This is a genomic window from Camelimonas sp. FR25, from assembly GCF_059740505.1.
Map to the genome: position 1 here is coordinate 1 of NZ_JCAWFG010000102.1, position 16,689 is coordinate 16,689.

Consider the following 16,689-nt stretch of genomic DNA (forward strand, 5'->3'; position numbering starts at 1 on the left):
TAGGCGCCGCATTTACTGACGAGAAGCCATGGTTCTGGCGGTTTCGCGCGTGAATATTTTCGGCGCTTCACAGATCGGCTTGTCATTTCCCATACGGAAACAGCCGTTGCTCGCCAGCGCGCCCGTGTGCGAGGCAGTCACAAAAAAAGGCCCGGACGGCGCCGCCCGGACCTGAACACGGTGAAGAAGCGCGCCCTCAGGCCGCGTCGCGGATCAGCATGCGGTCGGCCTGCTGCATGATGAAATTGGCGGTCAGCTCCGGGTCCTCCATCGGCACGAAATGGCTGCGGCCAGGCACATAGAGCGTCTCAAGCTGCGGGATCAGCCGCTTGAAATTGATCTCGTCGATCTCGGCCAGGGTGCTGCGGACCTCGGCGCGCATCAGCGCTGCAGGCACGCTGAGCTTCGGCGCCATCTGCCACACCCGCAGGATGTCGATGCAATTGAAGGTGGCGGCCTCCCACTCCGGCGCGCAGGCCAGCGAAACGCTGCCATCGGCGTGGGTGATCAGGCCGCCATCGAGGTAATCATCGAGGATGCCGTCCTTCCACCAGGCGAACATGCCGCGTCCGTCGTATTTGGCGCGGATCTCGGCGCGGGAGGGCCAGTCGCGGCGCCGTTTGCGCGCCACGGCGGCCATGTCATTGTCGCCGGCCGTGCCCGCCTGCTTTGCGGCGAGCAGCGCCTCAGCCTTCTCCAGCGAGATCACCGCCGGGTCGATCAGCACCACGCCGCGCACAAATTGGGTCTGCGCGGCCGCATACATCAATGTGACGGCGCCGCCCATGGAATGGCCGACCAGCAGGGCCGGCTCGTTCACATGCGCCAAAAGGCCGTGCAGGTCGCGCTCATAGCCGGACCAGTCGTGCTGCTGGGCCGGATCCGCCAGCATGGTGCTGAAGCCGTGGCCGCGCGCGTCGCTCATCAGGATGCGGAACCGGTGCTTCAGCAATTCGCCGACCTGGCGATAGTTCTGGGCGTTCATGCCGGTGGCGTGGGCCAGGTGCAGCAGCGGCGCCCGGTCGCCTGCCTCGTTCCAGCGCAGATAAGACATGTCGCCGTCAGCGAGGCGGACAGATAAGCGTTCCATTCCCAATCCATTGTCTGATGCACGCGCCGGTCAGCCCTTGGCCGCCGCATGCCTGAGTGCCTGCTGGTGAGCGGTGTGATCGTCCAGCCGGTGAGGGCTGCGCGGGCCACGCTGCATTGTTTACGCGATGGCGTGACGGGTGGCCGACCTGGTCGCGCGCCTCGCCATCGGTTGCCTCAATTGTATTGCGGCGTGACTATTCAACCATCGGGCCGTCCTGTCACCCGCAATCAGCGCATGGGGGCATGGCGCGCTGGTCGCCTTGCGCGCTCTAGCGGCTTGTAGGCGTGTCGTCAGCCTTGGGCGTCTCTGGTCCCGCGGGCTTGCCAGGCGCCACAGGCGCAGCCGGCTCGGGTGGCGGCGCGCATTCGGTATCGACGCCATCGCGCGTCAGCCGCGCCTTGCCCTGATGGGTCCAGAACTGCACCTTGCCGCCGACATAGCGCACGCCTGAGGCGGCGATGTCGGCTTTCAGCTCATAGCGGTCGTCGCCGATCATCAGCATGGCGAGGCTGGAATCGGGGAAGCGCGCGATAATGCGCGTGCCGTCGTCGCAGACATAGACAATGGCCGGCGGCGGCTCTGGCGGACGCTCAGGCTGGGTGGCGCGCGGCGCATCGCCTGGCGTAGCGCTGGACGGCGCAGCCGCCTCAGCCGGGGCCAATGCCGCACACGCCAGAAGCAGCGCGCCGGCAGATGCCAGCGTCCGCAGGCGCGATGGCAAACGTAATGGCATGACGGGCAGGCGGAGGACGTCGCCGCGCCTCGCGTGCGATGGAGGCTCAAGGTGTGTTGGGGCCGGCTGCATGATCCGCCTTTTCGTGTCGTCAGCCGCATGCCGCCAGGGTCATGGCGCAGCTGGTGGACGCCGCAAGCCTTGCGAGGGCCGCAGCTTCATCTGCGCCAGCGTCGCCGCTATCGCCAGGCAGGGCAAGCGCCAGCGCGGCGATTTCCGGCCTGTAACATTTGGATTGCGGCGCATATGCGGGCCGCCGTCCGGGTTTGCCCCGCTCCTCAGACGCTCACCGCTTCGGCGCTTGACTCCGCCGCCCGGTTGCGGGGACAACCGGCGGGCTATCAGGGCGTTGCGCCACAGCTGTCGCCAGCCCTGATTCCCGCTTGATTGTCAGTGCGGCGTTCCGCTCCGGAGGCCGCGACAAAGATGAGAGATTGAGACGACATGGCCACTGAGACGGGCGACTACGCGCAGCTCGAATCCATCATCGAAAACGCGTTTGAGCAGCGCGCCGACGTGGGCTTTTCGACGACGGGCGAGATCCGCGACGCCGTGGAGACGGCGCTGAACCTGCTCGACAGCGGCAAGGCCCGCGTCGCCGAAAAGGGCGCCGACGGCGCGTGGGTGGTCAACCAGTGGCTGAAGAAGGCGGTGCTGCTGTCGTTCCGCCTCAACGACATGGCGCCGATCAGCGGCGCGCCGGGCGGCGCGACCTGGTGGGACAAGGTGCCGTCGAAGTTTGACGGCTGGGACGAGAGCCAGTTCCGCAGCGCCGGCTTCCGCGCCGTGCCAGGCGCCATCGCCCGCCGCAGCGCCTTCATCGCGCCGGGCGTGGTGCTGATGCCGTCCTTCGTCAATCTCGGCGCCTATGTCGATGAAGGCACGATGGTCGACACCTGGACCACGGTCGGCTCCTGCGCCCAGATCGGCAAGAACGTGCACCTGTCCGGCGGCGTCGGCATCGGCGGCGTGCTGGAGCCGCTGCAGGCTGGCCCGGTGATCATCGAGGACAATTGCTTCATCGGCGCCCGTTCGGAAGTGGCCGAAGGCGTCATCGTTTGCGAAGGCGCCGTGCTGTCCATGGGCGTCTATCTCGGCGCCTCGACCAAGATCATCGACCGCGCAACGGGCGAGGTGCATGTCGGTCGCGTGCCGCCCTATTCGGTGGTGGTGGCTGGCAGCCTGCCGGGCAAGCCGCTGCCCGACGGAACGCCGGGCCCGTCGCTGTATTGCGCCGTCATCGTCAAGAAGGTCGACGCCCAGACCCGCTCGAAGACCTCGATCAACGAGCTGCTGCGCGACTGAGGCTTCGCGCTGCTGAACGCGCTGCGCCCCTGAGGCGCGCAACGCCAACCTCATGCTATGACGGGGCGGGATCACTGATCCCGCCCTTGTTGATTCCACCTGCTGCAGCGGAGCCCGCCATGACCGACACTTCCAGCGCCAGCCCCCATGCGGATGTCGGTCGCCAGGCGGTCGAGCTGACCCGGGCGCTGGTGCGCTGCGCCTCGGTGACGCCGGAAGAGGGCGGGGCGCTGTCGTTTCTGGAGGGGGCGCTGGGCGCCGCCGGTTTCGACGTCGAACGCCTGACCTTCAGCGAGGAGGGCACGCCCGACGTGGAGAACCTCTACGCCCGCTACGGCGCGCGCGCGCCGGTGCTGCTGTTCGCCGGCCACACCGACGTGGTGCCGCCGGGCGATGAGGCGGCCTGGCGCCATGGGCCGTTCGACGCGGTGACCGAGGATGGCGTGCTCTATGGTCGCGGCGTCGTCGACATGAAGGGCGGCGTCGGCGCCTTTACGGCGGCGGCGATCGATTTCATCCGGCAGAATCCGGAGTTTGACGGCTCCATCGCCTTTCTGATCACCGGCGATGAGGAGGGCCCGGCCATCAATGGCTCAGTCAAGCTGCTGCAATGGGCCCAGGAGCAGGGCGAGCGCTTCGACCATTGCATCCTCGGCGAGCCGACCAATCCCAACCGCCTGGGCGAGATGATCAAGGTCGGCCGGCGCGGCTCGCTGACCGGGCGTCTGACGGTGCATGGCGTGCAGGGCCATGTCGCTTATCCGCAGCGGGCGCAGAACCCAATCCCGGCCATGCTGCGCTATCTGCAGGCGCTGATCGCCACGCCGCTCGATGCAGGCAATGAGCGCTTCGACGCCTCCAATCTGGAGGTGATCTCGGTCGATGTCGGCAATGGCGCGACCAATGTCATTCCCGCCGACGCCCATGCGGTGTTCAACATCCGCTTCAACGACATCTGGAGCCTCGACAGCCTGAAGGCGGAGGTGCAGCGTCGCCTCGACAGCGTCGGCGGCGATGGGCCGCGTTACAGCCTGCGCTTTGATCCGAGCAATTCCGTATCGTTCCTGACCCAGCCCGGCCCCTTCGTCGACCTGATGTGCGACGCCATCGCCGCCGAGACCGGCCTGCGTCCCGAACTGTCGACCAGCGGCGGCACCTCGGACGCGCGCTTCATCAAGGATTACTGCCCGGTGATCGAATTTGGCCTCGTCGGCGACACCATGCACAAGGTGGATGAGCGCACGCCGGTCGCCGAGCTGGAAGCCCTTGGCCGCATCTACCGCCGCATGATCGCCAGCTATTTCGCCCATATCGGTGAGCGGGAGCGCTAAACAGCCTCAGCGCCAGTCGCCACTAGCCCGTCGCCCGCCACACCCCCCACCGTCATGCCCGTGCTCGTCACGGGCATCCACGTCTTCCCTCCGCCAGGCAAGACGGCGACCCGTCGCCACACCGCCGCCCCATCCGCTCTCAGGGCGCGGCCAGCACCTCGTCCGGATAGTCGACGCTGACGAAATACAGCCCATGCGCCGGGGCCATGGGGCCGCAGCGGGTGCGGTCGCGGGCGTCGAGCGCCGCGCGCAGGTCGCCCACCTGCCAGCGGCCACAGCCGACCTGCTCCAGCGAGCCAGCCATGGAGCGCACCTGATGGTGCAGGAAGGAGCGGGCCGAGGCGTGGATGCGGATCTCGTCGCCGACACTCTCCACATCCAGCCGGTCGAGGGTGCGGATCGGGCTGGCGGCCTGGCATTCGGCGGCGCGGAAGGTGCTGAAGTCGTGGTTGCCCAGGATGGTCTGCGCCGCCGCGTGCATGGCGTCGGCGTCGAGCTTGCGCCCGACATGCCAGACCTTGCCCCGATCCAGCGCTGGCGGCGCCCGCCGGTTGAGGATGCGGTAGACGTAATGGCGCCTGAGGGCGCTGTGCCGGGCTTCAAATGCGGGCACGGCGGCGTGGGCCGAGATTACGGCGATACGCTCGCCCCATAATTTGAGATGGGCGTTGATGGCGTCGCGCACCGTGTCGGAGCGCCACTCCTTGCTGAGATCCACATGGGCGACCTGGCCGAGCGCATGTACGCCGGCGTCGGTGCGGCCAGAGCATTGCACGCGCGGATGCTCGCCGGTGAATTTGATGATGGCTTCCTCAATCGCCTGCTGCACCGAGCGGCCATTGTCCTGCCATTGCCAGCCGACATAGGCGTCGCCGTCATACTCGATCACCAGGCGATAGCGGGGCACGGGCGTCTCCAGCCGGATGTCAGAGGGTCGGGGCTCAGAACCGCGCGCCAGGCGCCAGCCGCGCCCCGCGCATGAATTCGTCCGCCGTCACCGCGCCCTTGCCGGCGCGCTGCACCTGCAACAGCCGCACGGCGCCTGCGCCACAGGCGACCACGAGGCCGCCAGCCAGCAGCTCGCCTGGCGCGCCCGCGCTCTCCGCCGCTTCCTCCACCTGCGCTCGCAACACCTTGACGCGCTCCGGCTTGCCCTTGCCGAGATCGGCCTCGAAGAAGGCGCCGGGGAACGGCGACAGCCCGCGAATATGGTTGTGCACCGCCTGGGCGTCCATGCTCCAGTCGATGCGGCCATCGGCGTTGCTGATCTTGTGGGCGTAAGTCACGCCGTCTTCCGGCTGCGGCGTGAAGCCGAGCGAGCCGCGCTCCAGCGCCGCCAAAGCGCGGGCGGCGAGGTCGGCGCCGAGCCCGCTGAGCGCGTCGTGCAGTTCACCGGCGGTCATGGCCGGGGTGATGGCGAGGCGCTCGCACATGGCGACCGGGCCGGTGTCCAGCCCTTCCTCCATCTGCATGACGCAGACGCCGCTTTCGGCGTCGCCGGCCATGATGGCGCGCTGGATCGGCGCGGCGCCGCGCCAGCGCGGCAGCAGCGAGGCGTGCAGATTGATGCAACCAAAACGCGGCATGGCCAGGATGTCGGGCGGCAGGATCATGCCATAGGCGACCACCACGGCGACGTCGGCGTCGAGCGCGCGGAACGTCTCCGCCGCTTCCGGCGTGCGCAAGCTTGCTGGCGTCAGCACCGGAATGCCAAAGCCCTCAGCCATCTCATGCACCGGGCTCTTGCGCTCGTTCATGCCGCGACCGGCGGGCTTGGGCGCGCGGGTATAGACGGCGACGACCTCATGGCCGTGGCCGACGATTTCAGCGAGCGTCGGCGCCGAGAAATCCGGCGTCCCCATGAAAATCACGCGCAAAGCTTTGTCCCCAGGTCCAGCGTCTGTAGCGGCGGCGGGCTATGGCTGCATCATCGCCCCCCATGCGCCGCCGATATGCCGCCGATGCACCGAATGCTCATGCCATAGCCAGGGCGGAAATGGCAAAAAGGCCAGACCGCCGGGCGACCTGGCCGTCAAGGCAGGCGAGGTCCGCCCATCGCCAGATAAGGGCTATGGGCGGGGGTGCGTCTCAGCGGCCCTGGCGGGCCAGCTTGGCGAATTTGGCGTTGACCCGGTCGCGTTTGAGCTTCGACAGATAATCGATGAACAGCACGCCGTTGAGGTGGTCGATCTCGTGCTGCAGGCAAGTGGCGAGCAGGCCGTCGGCCTCGATCTCCTGCATCTTGTCGTGGATATCGCGATAGCGCACCCGCACCTGCGCCGGGCGCTCCACATCGGCGTGGTAGTCCGGGATCGACAGGCAGCCCTCATTGTAGATGCTGCGCTCCTCCGAGCTCCAGGTGATCTCCGGATCGAGCAGGATCATCGGATTGCCGTCGACGCCCTCCTCGCGCACCACGTCGAGCACGATCAGGCGCTTCATCACGCCAATCTGCACCGCTGCGAGGCCGATGCCAGGCGCGTCATACATGGTTTCCAGCATGTCATCCGCCAGCTGGCGGATCTCTGCGGTGGCGGCGCCCACTGGCGCGGACGCCTGGCGGAGCATGGCGTCAGGGAGAATGACGAGAGGACGGATGGTCATGGCGCCATGCAATAGGGCTTAACGATTTTGCGGTCAACTTGTACTTGATTTGTTCTTAGTTTTGATCGACCCTCCTGTGCGTAGGCGCAAGGCGGGGGGGCTATCTGGCCGCCGGGGCCGGTTTGTCCTGACTTGATGAGACTTGTCCTGGTGGTCTGGCCGTCTTGGCGTGACTGGCGATGGGGTGGCGTCCCGTCGGCGCTCCAGGTGGCGGGAACTGTGCAGCGACCATGGGCGACGACGGGACCATTTGATGAAAGACATGTGGCTCACTGTCGTCGGCCAGGACATCAGCCAGCTACAGCTCGCCTGGGCGGTGGCGATCGTGGCGCTGTCGCTGTTGGGGCTGAGCCTGCTGCGCGGCGCCCGCCGGCGCAGGCTGGCTGGCGCAGGCTGGGAGGCGGAGGAGGTTCTGGCCATGCTCGAGGCTCAGGGCCGCGCCATGGAGGCCAGGCTGGCGCAGCTCACCCAGGCCCAGGCGGAGATGCACGGCGGGCTGCACGCCAGCATGCAGGGGCTTGGCGCGCGCCAGGCCGAGGTGCAGCGCAGCGTCGCCGAGCACGTCGACCTGCTGCAACACCGGCTGGGGCGAGGCCTCGCCGACATGGCGGAGCGGACTGGCGGCAGCCTCGCTGATCTGGCCGGGCGGCTGGCGCTGATCGACGCCGCCCAGCAGAATCTCAACGCTCTGACCGGGCAGATTGTCGGCCTGCGTGAGGTGCTGGCCAACAAGCAGACGCGCGGCGCCTGGGGGCAGGGACGGATGGAGGCCATCGTGCGCGATGGTTTGCCGCCGGGGTCGTTCAGCTTCCAGGCCACCCTGTCGAATGGGCGGCGGCCAGACTGTCTTGTGCATCTGCCCGGCGACCGGCCGCTGGCGATCGACGCCAAATTTCCGCTCGAGGGGTTTCAGGCGTTCAGGGCCGCCCGCAGCGACGAGGAGCGCAAGGCCGCCGCCGCGCGCCTGCGCCAGGACGTGCTGACGCATATTCGCGATATCGCCGGCAAATATCTGTTGCCGGGCGAGACCCAGGACATGGCGCTGATGTTTCTGCCGTCTGAGGCGCTCTACGCCGATCTGCTGGAGCATTTCGATGAGGTGGCGCAGATGGCGACGCGGGCGAGGGTGATCATCGTCTCGCCCTCGCTGCTGGCGCTGGCCATCCAGCTGGTGCGGGCCATGGCCCGCGACGCCCGCATCCGCGATGAGGCGCTGGCGATCCAGACCGAGGTCAGCCGCCTGCTTGACGACATCGCCAGGCTGCAGGAGCGGGCGGGCCGGCTCGACGGCCATTTTCGCCAGGCCAGGGATGATCTGGCGGCGCTCAACGTCTCGGTCGACAAGATCGCGCGGCGCGGCGGTCGCATCGAGGCGCTGGATTTTGAGGAGCGGATCGGAGCCTGAGCCGATGCGATGATTGCGTCGCTGCAAGGTGACGCAGCCCTGCAGGCAGCCATTGGCGTTGCGCTGCGGCGGCGAAGGCCGCCTTCGGTTGAGATTTCGCCCGGCGACGGCCAGGCAGGCGCCTGATGGCGCCCTGGCCGAAAGGCTCTGGTTACAGCGTGGTGCGCTGGCGGATGGCGGCGACCAGCGTGCCTTCGTCGAGATAATCGAGCTCGCCGCCCACTGGCACGCCATGGGCAAGGCGGGTGATGCGGATCGGCAGATGGCTGAGCATGTCGGTGATGAAATGCGCCGTGGTCTGGCCGTCCACCGTGGCGTTGAGGGCGATGATCACCTCGGTGATCACGCCATCGGCGCTGCGTTCGGCCAACGCCGCCAGATTGAGGTCGTCAGGCCCGATGCCATCCAGCGGCGACAGCACGCCGCCGAGCACGTGATAGCGGGCGTTCATCACCGATGCGCGCTCCAGCGCCCACAGATCCGCCACCGATTCCACCACGATCAGCACCGCCGGGTCGCGCCGACCGTCCTGGCAGATGGCGCAGGGCGAGGCGGTGTCGACATTGCCGCAGGCGTGGCAGGTGATGACCCGGTCGGCGACGACGCGGACGGCGTCGGCCAGCGGCTGCAACAGGGCCTCGCGCTTGCGAATCAGATGCAGGGCGGCGCGGCGGGCCGAGCGCGGCCCCAGCCCGGGCAGGCGCGCCAGCAGCTGGATCAGACGTTCAAGTTCGGGACCGGTCGACGAAGCCATGGTTGTGGCGCCTTACCTCTCAGGAGCGCAGGCGCGCCAACGCGGGCGGCTGGCGCGGGCCGATCGGCCACATGGTCGATGCGGCGTCTGCTTGCGAAGGCGATGGTGTCAGTCGCCCACGCTCGCCCCTTGTGCCTGCACCGGCGGAGGCAGGCAAGCGGTAGGGCGGCTGTGACAGGCGGGGCGGGTGTGCGGGGGCGGGTGTGTGCTGGGGGCAGGAACGTTTGGGGGTGTGGCGGCGGCGTCCGGTAGACGTGGATGGTCGGGTCAAGCCCGACCATGACGGCGGGGATGCGGGGTGTGGGCTTCAGGTGTGGGGCTTGGGGCAGGACTCGGGGTGTGGGGAGCTGGAAGTCTGAAAGGGGGAGTGGGGTGGGAGCTTGGGGTGGGCGATTGGGAGTGTAGTCCCGGCGCTGCACGCCCAGGTGGACCTGGTCTTGCACGCCCGCTTCCACCTGCCTGCCAAGACTCGCACGCTCTAATCCCCCTGCACGCGCGCCCTCTCCATCCCCCTCGCGACACGGCAGCCAAACTGACCCTATCCCATGCCCCCCGCCGCCGTCATGCCCGTGCTTGTCACGGGCATCCACGCCTTGCGCGCCAATGCCGCCAGCCACCCGACGACGGCTCACAGCTGATCGCGGCGCGGATCGGTGGCGGCGCGGAAGGCGCGGGGGTTGAGTTCAGCCGCCGCTTTCAGCCAGCGGTCGAGGTCGTGCATGTTCTGGCGGACATAGTCGTCAAGCCGGGCGATCCCGGCAGCGATGGCCGCCTCGCGGGCCGCGCGCCCGTCATCTGGCGCGCCCTCGGCGGCATCTTCCAGCGCCAGGCTATGGCGCAGATTGATGGCGTCCTGGCGCCATTCGCGCGCCAGCTGCGCCAGATGCACCACCTCGTGCAGGGCGGTGGCCATGTGGTGGATGGCGCGGACTGGCTGCTCCGGGCCGGTGGGCCACGCCGCAGCGATGGCGCTCGCCAGCCGCGCGTCCGCCGCCTCCATGCGATAGACCAGGGCGATGACCACCTCGCCGCTGGCGTCATATTCTTCCTGCAGCGCAAGGCTGAGGGCCATCAACTCCGCCGCGGCGGCAGTGACAGAGCGCCGGGCCGCGCGGTTAAACGGCGCCAGCAGCTGGCGCGCCAGCCGCCTCAGTCGCGCCAGGTGGCCACGGAAGGCGCTATGGCATTGGTTGATGAATGAGGCCGCCTTCACGCGTGGGCGCTGCTGATCGCGCGAAAGCGGTTCGACTCCGGAGTTTCCCTGGACCCCGGAGATCCCCTGGACGCCAGAGTTTCCCTGGACGTGTTGGCGCTCCTGGCCAGGTTTGGCCAGCCGGGACAGGGTCAGCCGGCGCATTCTGCGCCTTCCGGGCGTAGGGCGTCCCGCCAAGGCCTGGCGTCTCCATGGTGGGGGCAGGACGTCGGCCTGGCCGCCATCCGGTCGCCGACATCATGCGTGGTGATTGCGATCGGGCGTGGGTGAAGCCGGGCGCGGCTGCGCAGGCCTGTCGCCCGCCCGTAGCGCCGTGCAGGCTCACACGTGGGTCGCCTGCGCGCCTTGCTCTAGCCTTGCCGCTACCCTGGGCGCCATCACCAAACAGCGCCCCGGGGGTGCGGCCTCGCTCAGAACAGCTTCATGCCGGGGGGGATTGGCAGGCCCTTGGTCAGCTCCTGCATGCGCTCCTGCGTCAGTTTCTCACCACGGGCGCGGGCGTCGTTGACGGCGGCGATCACCAGATCCTCGACGATTTCCTTCTCGTCCGCCTGCAGCAGCGACGGGTCGATGCTGATGGCGCGCATGGCGCCCTTGGCCGTCATGCGCACGGTGACGGCGCCGCCGCCAGCCGCGCCTTCGACTTCCAGATTCTCCAGCTCGGCCTGGGCGTCCGCCAGCTTATGCTGCATGGCCTGGGCCTGCTTCATCAGCCCCATGATGTCTTTCATGTTTTCGTCCTCTGGTCAGTCAATGGTCTCAGATAGGGCTCAAGGCGCGCGGCGACCAGCCCCTGTTCCCGCAACGCGATCCGCTCAGCCTGACCTGCCCGTGTCACCGCGCCCAGCCAGGCGGCGGCGCGGGCATGCGCCCCCGATCTGATGCGATAGCGCCGTACATAAGCTGTGTCCGCTCTGGCGCAAACGCTACAGCCCCGGCGGGCGCCGCCATGGCGCGGGCTCAGTCGCCTGGGGCGTCGTCGGTATCGTCTAGCTCGGCCAGCTCCTGTCCGGCGGCGTCGTCATCGGCCTGGGCGCGGACATCGGTGACGTCGACGATCTGCGCCCCGGGGAAGCGCTCCAGCACGGCGCGGACCAGCGGGTGGCTGGCGGCGTCGTCGTGGCGCTCGCGTTTCATGGCGGCGCGCTTCTGCTGGATGGTGTCGTCGCCGGGCTTTGAGGAAATGGCGACGACCCAGCGCCGTCCGGTCCACTCCAGCAGCCGCGCGCCAAGCTGCGCCGCCAGATTGCGGCTGCCGCCCTCGGCCAGGGCGAATTCCACCACCCCATCCTCAAAGCGCACCAGGCGCACGTCGCGCTCCAGCGCCACCTTGAGGCCGATGTCGCGGCGGTCGCCGGCCAGCGCCACCAGATCCTCAAAGCGTGCGATGCGCAGCCGCTCGCTGGCGGCGGGCTGCGACGCTGGCGCCACTGCCTGGCTGGCCACCAATTGCATGCTGGCGCCGCCGCCATTGATCACCGCGCCGCTGACCATGGCCCGGGGCGAGCCATCCTGGCCGCTGACCGCCGATACGTCATAGCCGCCGCCGACGGCGAGGCGGGCGCCGGGCGCAATACCAGCGGCTCCCGAACCGCCCGCGCCGCCTGAACCTCCCGAAACGCCTGGCCCAGCGCCGCCTGGCGTGGGCAAAGGCGCGTCGCGCAGCATCTTCAGCGCTTCATCTGGGGTGGGCAGATCGGCGGCATAGGCCAGCCGCACCAGCGCCATTTCGGCGGCGGCCAGCGGGCGGAAGCTGTCCTGCACCTCGGGCAACGCCTTCAGCAGCATCTGCCAGGCGCGGGACAGGGCGCGAATCGACAGTCCAGCAGCCAGCTCCGCGCCGCGCAGCCGCTCCACTTCGGTCAATGAGGGGTCCTTCGCCGCATCCGGGACCAGCTTCAGGCGGGTGACGAGGTGGGTGAAGCTGGCAAGCTCGGCCATCAGCACGGACGGGTCGCCGCCAGCGTCGTAGAGATCCTGCAACTGGCCGATGGCGGCTGGCAGATCGCCGCGCATGGCGGCCTCAAACAGATCGATGACGCGCCCACGATCTGCGAGCCCGAGCATGGCGCGCACCGTGGCGGCGCTGACATGGCCGGCGCCGTGGGAAATCGCCTGATCGAGCAGCGACAGCGAATCGCGCACCGAGCCCTCGGCGGCGCGGGCGATCTGGCCCAGCGCCTCATCCTCCCACGTCACCGCCTCGGCGGTACACAATTTGGCCAGGTGCTGGGCCAGCACCGGCGCCTGCACCCTGCGCAGGTCGAAGCGCTGGCAGCGCGACAGGATGGTGACCGGCACCTTGCGGATTTCGGTGGTGGCGAAGATGAATTTGGCGTGCGGCGGCGGCTCTTCCAGCGTCTTCAGGAAGGCGTTGAACGCCCCCGTCGACAGCATGTGCACCTCGTCGACGATGTAGACCTTGTAGCGGGCCGACACCGGCGCGTAGCGCACGGAATCATTGAGCTGGCGGATATTGTCGACGCCATTGTTCGAGGCGGCGTCGATCTCCATCACGTCAATGTGCGCGCCCTCAATGATCTGCTGGCAGTGCACGCCGGGCTCGCGCAGGTGGATGGTCGGCGCGCCGCCGCCGTCGGCGGTCTCATAATTGAGGCCGCGCGCCAGGATGCGCGCCGTGGTGGTCTTGCCGACGCCGCGCACGCCGGTCAACATCCACGCTTGGGGGATGCGGCCGGTCTCAAAGGCGTTGGACAGGGTGCGCACCATGGCTTCCTGGCCAATCAGATCATCGAAATTCTGCGGCCGGTACTTGCGCGCCAGCACGCGATAGGGCGTTGCGCCAGCCGCCGTCGACGCTGGCGCAGGCGGGCTGGCCAATGCCGGCAGGCCAGGCAGACCCGGCAATCCAGGCAAGTCCGCGTCTGCGGCATGCACGTGCGGCGTCTGGTCTGGCGTATCGGTCATGGCGTCCTGTGGTGCGCTGGGCGGGCGTCGTCGCCCTCAACCCGGCATTGCTATCACGAAATGCCGGCGGGGTGCATGTCGCGGTTGCGGGCTGAGGGATTGGTGGGGCGCGCGGTGGTTAGGGGGCAAACGCGTGGATGCCCGTGACGAGCACGGGCATGACGGCAGTGTGTGGGGGAAGTCCTGTTGTGCAACGGGGAGCGGTGGGGGCGCCTGGCGTTCATGGCCCCGGCGGCGTTGGCCCTTGGCTCCGGCGTCGGTTGCGGCTCTGCCTGCCCCGGTCACGGCGTCAGCGAAGGCCCCGTCGCCGCCAGCCCTCACCATCCAACCCCGTCATGCCCGTGCTCGTCACGGGCATCCACGTCTTCCCGGCCGCAGCCAGCGCAATCAAGCGACATGAAACACCGTGTCTCCGGTCAGCAGCGCGGCGCCATGGCGAGCAACCCTGTCGCGCATCCATTCCCATCTGAGGGCAACAGCAAAAAGGCGAGCGCCATGCGCCGCGCACGCAAACGGCGCGGTGGCTGTGAACAGCGTAAGGCAAGAGAGAAGGCTGGGGCGCCGGTGAGCGGTGATCTGGGCGACCGCTCGATGGGCGCGACCTTGCGCATGGTTTGCGTAAGGTGGGAGGCTGAACAGAGACCCGCCCGATACTCGTTAGGGCTGCTTCCTTCCGGACCTGACCCGGTTGGCGAGTGGTACGTCCAACGCCAACCTCCCGCCGCGTATATCGTACAGAGCGGCGGCACATGCAAGAGGCGCGGCGGGCGATGCCATGCATGGTCCCCAGCGCAGCGCCGTCCGCCTGCATGTTCAGGGGCCGCAACGTGCCTCACGCTCTGGCGAGGCGGGAAGGCGTCCCTTGTAGCCGAGGCGCAAATATCAATCGTCGCGCCGTTCAATGCGCAGTTAAGACGGTGTAGGGCAGAGGTGGCGAAGCCTGGCGTTGTCGCCATGGGGATGATGTTTGGCGCAAGAGCCGCCCTGGGAGCGTGTGATGCAGTGTGATGCGCAAGCTGAAGCCGGTTTTTCACTTGATCCGCGCCTCGCCGCAGACTGCGCCCTTGTGGGCGATCTGCCGCTGTCGCGGCTGCTGTTGCTCAATGACAGCCGCTATGACTGGCTGGTGCTGGTTCCGCGCCGAACCGATGTGGCGGAGCTGATTGATCTTGATGCGGCGAGCCATTCGCAGCTCACCTGCGAAGTCCGCCTCGTCTCGCAGGCGCTGCGCCGCGAGGCCGCGCCCTACAAGCTGAATGTGGCGGCGCTCGGCAATATGGTGCGGCAGCTGCATGTGCATGTCATCGGCCGCAACCAGCACGACGCCGCCTGGCCAGGGCCGGTGTGGGGCGTGGGCCAGGCGACGCCCTATGACGCCGCGGCGCTCGCCAGGGCGACCGGACGCTGGCGGGCGGCGCTCGCCATCTGAGCCTGCGCGCCGCCTCGCGTCAGATCGGGGCGCAGCGCTGCACAGAGAAGGGCGCCTGCGCCAGCCGCATGGCGAAAAGGCGTGGGCGCGCCTTGCGGCGACGCCGCTGACGCAAGCACAATGGCGCCACGAAAACACCGCGACCAGCTGCGCGCCGCAGCCCCACGGGCTGCTGGCGCAGGGGCCAGATGGCGGGCAGGTCGCTCAGGGGAGAGCCGGGGAGCATGTATGACCACTGATCTAGACAGGGGCGCCGCCAGCGCCGTGCGCAGCGAATTATCCGCCCAGGTCGGCTACGCCACCAACCCATTGGTGCGGCACTCGGAGCGGCGCGACGACGATGCGCGCATGGCGGCGTTTCGCGCCTCCCAGGACGCCATCGCCTGCATCATCGTCGGCGACAGGCCGCTGATCAAAAGCGGCCCAGGCGGCCGGCCTGATCCATGGTTCTCGCTGGATGAAGTGTTTCGTCTCGGCGAGCCGAAGGAATTGCCGTTCCTCGGCACGCTCAATGAGCGGCCGGTGTTCCTGGCCATTCACCCGCAGGAATTCTCCGAGCAACTGAAGGGCTATTCCGATCTGGTGGCCGCCGATCTGCGCGCCATGGCCATGCAGGGCGCCTTGCCGCCGGAAGAGTTCGGCGTGCTTGGCGAGGCCAAGGGGCTCGCCTATTGGCACCAGCGTCACCGCTTCTGCTCCAATTGCGGCGCGCCGTCGCGCATGGTGTCGAGCGGTTGGCGGCGTGATTGCGACGCCTGCAAGGCGCAACATTTCCCGCGCACCGATCCAGTGGTGATCATGCTGGCGACACGCGGCGACGAGTGCCTGCTGGGCCGCCAGCCGCAGTTCCCGCGCGGCATGTATTCCTGCCTCGCCGGCTTCGTCGAGCCTGGCGAGACCATTGAGGACGCGGTGCGCCGCGAGATCATGGAGGAGGCGGGGGTGCCTTTGGGCGCCGTGCGCTATCTGGCGTCGCAACCCTGGCCATTCCCTGGCTCGCTGATGATTGGCTGCGTCGGCGAGGCCCTGTCGCCTGACATTGTCATCGACAGGACCGAACTCGACGACGCCCGCTGGTTCAGTCGCGAGGAAGCGCGCCTGATGCTGGCGGGACGGCACCCGGGACGTCTGTTCGCTCCCCCGCCCATGGCGATCGCCCATCACGTGCTGGCCGCCTTCGTGCGCGGTGAGGCTGGCTGACGCCGCCATCCCAAAACGCCAGTTCGGCCAGATCGCTGAAGCGTAATTGCAGCGCCGGCAAGGTGTAACGACCAGCGCCGGGGGCGGCTTCGACAATGTCGCCCCCGATCGCCCGCAGGAAGACGATGGCCGTCACATTGCGCTCCGGCGCCCAGGCGATGATGCTGCTGCAACCGCGCCGCGCCACGGCGCCCGCCAAAGCGCCCATCAGCCGCGAGCCGACGCCACGGCATTGCATGGCCCGGGTCACGAAAACCTCAAGAATCTCGGCTTCGGCGCCGCCAGGCGTGTGGATCGCCGCCGCGCCCGCGCCAATGATCTGGCCGTCGACCTCGGCCACAAACACCTCAACCGCCGGATCGCACAGCCTGGCCGTCCACATGGCGAGCAGCGCCTCTTCCGGGAACACCGGCAGATCGTCGTCGTCAACCAGGCCTCGCCAGGTGTCGCGCTGCACGGGCAGATGCGCCATCGCCACGCTCTGGATATCGGTGGTCAGTCCCCGCCGGTATGTCACGCGCATGGTGTATCCCTTCCATTTGTGGACAGCCTGACTGGGCAGCAGGGCGACAAAACGGCGATTGGCGGCGGAAACAGGGCGATTGCGTGATTTCCCATTCCTGGGTGTTAATTAGGCGTCGCCGCCGGGGCATCGGGATTAGTTCTTGTACAGCAAAAAGTTAGTTGGCAGGCG

General features: G+C 68.2%; 14 protein-coding genes, 1 other RNA gene and 1 pseudogene. 5 read left to right on the forward strand and 11 right to left on the reverse strand.

The window, feature by feature from the left end; all coding sequences use genetic code 11:
- Positions 1-196 precede the first annotated feature (196 nt).
- Together AC6A67_RS14930 and AC6A67_RS14935 are read right to left on the reverse strand one after the other, a co-directional pair.
- A complete protein-coding gene (locus AC6A67_RS14930) occupies positions 197-1,090 on the reverse strand; it encodes an alpha/beta fold hydrolase (RefSeq protein WP_498037352.1) in 894 nt (297 codons plus the stop codon).
- 271 nt (positions 1,091-1,361) lie between these two features.
- Positions 1,362-1,754, reverse strand: a complete 393-nt coding sequence (locus tag AC6A67_RS14935; protein WP_498037353.1) for an MliC family protein — start codon at positions 1,752-1,754, stop codon at positions 1,362-1,364.
- A 516-nt stretch (positions 1,755-2,270) separates the two neighbouring features.
- On the opposite strand from AC6A67_RS14935, the gene dapD reads away from it, so the two are divergent.
- Together dapD and dapE are read left to right on the forward strand one after the other, a co-directional pair.
- Positions 2,271-3,131, forward strand: coding sequence for a 2,3,4,5-tetrahydropyridine-2,6-dicarboxylate N-succinyltransferase (gene dapD, locus AC6A67_RS14940; RefSeq protein ID WP_498037354.1), 861 nt, complete (start codon positions 2,271-2,273; stop codon positions 3,129-3,131).
- Positions 3,132-3,250: 119 nt separating this feature from the next.
- Positions 3,251-4,462: a succinyl-diaminopimelate desuccinylase gene (gene dapE / locus AC6A67_RS14945; protein WP_498037355.1), complete on the forward strand. Its 1,212-nt coding sequence runs from the start codon at positions 3,251-3,253 to the stop codon at positions 4,460-4,462.
- Positions 4,463-4,601: 139 nt separating this feature from the next.
- On the opposite strand, the gene truA is transcribed toward dapE, so the two are convergent.
- From truA to def, 3 genes are all read right to left on the reverse strand, one after another.
- Positions 4,602-5,369, reverse strand: a complete 768-nt coding sequence (truA, locus tag AC6A67_RS14950) for a tRNA pseudouridine(38-40) synthase TruA (protein WP_498037356.1) — start codon at positions 5,367-5,369, stop codon at positions 4,602-4,604.
- A 34-nt stretch (positions 5,370-5,403) separates the two neighbouring features.
- Positions 5,404-6,339 carry a methionyl-tRNA formyltransferase gene (gene fmt / locus AC6A67_RS14955; RefSeq protein ID WP_498037357.1) on the reverse strand — a complete coding sequence of 312 codons (936 nt, stop codon included), beginning with the start codon at positions 6,337-6,339 and terminating at the stop codon, positions 5,404-5,406.
- Positions 6,340-6,550: 211 nt separating this feature from the next.
- Positions 6,551-7,066 carry a peptide deformylase gene (gene def, locus AC6A67_RS14960; RefSeq protein ID WP_498037358.1) on the reverse strand — a complete coding sequence of 172 codons (516 nt, stop codon included), beginning with the start codon at positions 7,064-7,066 and terminating at the stop codon, positions 6,551-6,553.
- Positions 7,067-7,319: 253 nt separating this feature from the next.
- On the opposite strand from def, the gene AC6A67_RS14965 reads away from it, so the two are divergent.
- Positions 7,320-8,471 carry a DNA recombination protein RmuC gene (locus AC6A67_RS14965; protein WP_498037359.1) on the forward strand — a complete coding sequence of 384 codons (1,152 nt, stop codon included), beginning with the start codon at positions 7,320-7,322 and terminating at the stop codon, positions 8,469-8,471.
- A gap of 151 nt (positions 8,472-8,622) precedes the next feature.
- Here AC6A67_RS14965 and recR read toward each other — a convergent pair whose 3' ends face one another.
- The 5 genes from recR to ffs form a co-directional block, all read right to left on the reverse strand.
- Complete coding sequence (gene recR, locus AC6A67_RS14970; RefSeq protein ID WP_498037360.1) at positions 8,623-9,225, reverse strand: recombination mediator RecR; 603 nt, start codon at positions 9,223-9,225, stop codon at positions 8,623-8,625.
- A gap of 628 nt (positions 9,226-9,853) precedes the next feature.
- Positions 9,854-10,297, reverse strand: coding sequence for a hypothetical protein (locus AC6A67_RS14975; RefSeq protein ID WP_498037361.1), 444 nt, complete (start codon positions 10,295-10,297; stop codon positions 9,854-9,856).
- A 551-nt stretch (positions 10,298-10,848) separates the two neighbouring features.
- Positions 10,849-11,169, reverse strand: coding sequence for a YbaB/EbfC family nucleoid-associated protein (locus AC6A67_RS14980; protein WP_498037362.1), 321 nt, complete (start codon positions 11,167-11,169; stop codon positions 10,849-10,851).
- Between the two features lie 229 nt (positions 11,170-11,398).
- Positions 11,399-13,366: a DNA polymerase III subunit gamma/tau gene (locus tag AC6A67_RS14985; RefSeq protein WP_498037363.1), complete on the reverse strand. Its 1,968-nt coding sequence runs from the start codon at positions 13,364-13,366 to the stop codon at positions 11,399-11,401.
- A gap of 622 nt (positions 13,367-13,988) precedes the next feature.
- An RNA gene (ffs, locus tag AC6A67_RS14990) (signal recognition particle sRNA small type) lies at positions 13,989-14,086 on the reverse strand.
- 277 nt (positions 14,087-14,363) lie between these two features.
- Between ffs and AC6A67_RS14995 the strand changes: the two genes are divergently transcribed.
- On the forward strand, positions 14,364-14,795 hold the full coding sequence (locus AC6A67_RS14995; RefSeq protein ID WP_498037364.1) for an HIT domain-containing protein: 432 nt from the start codon (positions 14,364-14,366) through the stop codon (positions 14,793-14,795).
- A gap of 228 nt (positions 14,796-15,023) precedes the next feature.
- A complete protein-coding gene (gene nudC / locus AC6A67_RS15000) occupies positions 15,024-15,995 on the forward strand; it encodes an NAD(+) diphosphatase (RefSeq protein ID WP_498037365.1) in 972 nt (323 codons plus the stop codon).
- Positions 15,996-16,122: 127 nt separating this feature from the next.
- On the opposite strand, the pseudogene AC6A67_RS15005 reads toward nudC, so the two are convergent.
- Positions 16,123-16,518 (reverse strand): annotated as a pseudogene (locus AC6A67_RS15005) (GNAT family N-acetyltransferase); the annotation flags it as partial.
- Positions 16,519-16,689: the final 171 nt, after the last annotated feature.

Bases quoted from the DNA above. Each gene is read 5' to 3' on its own strand.
- def (WP_498037358.1), bottom strand. From the start codon at position 7,066: ATGACCATCCGTCCTCTCGTCATTCTCCCTGACGCCATGCTCCGCCAG.
- AC6A67_RS14965 (WP_498037359.1), top strand. From the start codon at position 7,320: ATGAAAGACATGTGGCTCACTGTCGTCGGCCAGGACATCAGCCAGCTA.
- AC6A67_RS14930 (WP_498037352.1), bottom strand. From the start codon at position 1,090: ATGGAACGCTTATCTGTCCGCCTCGCTGACGGCGACATGTCTTATCTG.
- AC6A67_RS14985 (WP_498037363.1), bottom strand. From the start codon at position 13,366: ATGACCGATACGCCAGACCAGACGCCGCACGTGCATGCCGCAGACGCG.
- dapD (WP_498037354.1), top strand. From the start codon at position 2,271: ATGGCCACTGAGACGGGCGACTACGCGCAGCTCGAATCCATCATCGAA.
- recR (WP_498037360.1), bottom strand. From the start codon at position 9,225: ATGGCTTCGTCGACCGGTCCCGAACTTGAACGTCTGATCCAGCTGCTG.
- AC6A67_RS14995 (WP_498037364.1), top strand. From the start codon at position 14,364: ATGCAGTGTGATGCGCAAGCTGAAGCCGGTTTTTCACTTGATCCGCGC.
- AC6A67_RS14980 (WP_498037362.1), bottom strand. From the start codon at position 11,169: ATGAAAGACATCATGGGGCTGATGAAGCAGGCCCAGGCCATGCAGCAT.
- AC6A67_RS14975 (WP_498037361.1), bottom strand. From the start codon at position 10,297: ATGGCCCTCAGCCTTGCGCTGCAGGAAGAATATGACGCCAGCGGCGAG.
- dapE (WP_498037355.1), top strand. From the start codon at position 3,251: ATGACCGACACTTCCAGCGCCAGCCCCCATGCGGATGTCGGTCGCCAG.
- nudC (WP_498037365.1), top strand. From the start codon at position 15,024: ATGACCACTGATCTAGACAGGGGCGCCGCCAGCGCCGTGCGCAGCGAA.